This is a genomic window from Bacillus cereus group sp. N12, from assembly GCF_016483575.1.
In the GTDB taxonomy this organism is placed as follows: domain Bacteria; phylum Bacillota; class Bacilli; order Bacillales; family Bacillaceae_G; genus Bacillus_A; species Bacillus_A toyonensis.
Genome location: NZ_JAEHBO010000196.1, coordinates 1 through 544, shown reverse-complemented (window position 1 = coordinate 544; position 544 = coordinate 1). Strand labels below are relative to the sequence as shown.

The following is a 544-nucleotide window of genomic DNA, read 5'->3' as shown; positions in this document are numbered from 1 at the left end:
TTATTTCGCTTTCCAAATCGGCGATACCCCATCACCATAAATATATTCTGTTCTGATAGTTTCTTACAGATATAACCTGTAAAATAGCCTGCATCAAGAGCTACAGCTTCAACTTTGAATCCGAATTTATTAGTTTGAGCTTGTAGACGTGCTAAATACGGCTCGGAATCCGCCATATTTCCAGCCGTTATATAGGTATCTGTAATAATATTATATTTCGCATCAGTCGTACGATGATCTAAGAAATGAAAACCGTTCGGTTTTCCATCCCTCATTAAAAATCCACTATCTGGATCCGTTGTACTGATACGAGTTTTTTTAGTGGGGGTATCACTTTCCTTTCTAGGTCTTAATTCTTTTTTCCATGTACCTCACGATCTTCGATTACCGCAGCTTCTAGTTCATCTATATAGAACTTTGCCTTTTCTTTTTTATATTTATGTACAAATTTATTTTTATTGGCATTCGCCTTAATGTGTGTAGAATCTGTCATCAACGCACGTCCTCCCACCATACGGTGCTCGGTCGCTTGACTCACAATCTC

The 544-nt window shown here is 37.9% G+C and carries 1 pseudogene; it reads right to left on the bottom strand.

The window, feature by feature from the left end:
• Positions 1 to 544: pseudogene (locus tag JDS92_RS30115) on the bottom strand (transposase); the annotation flags it as partial.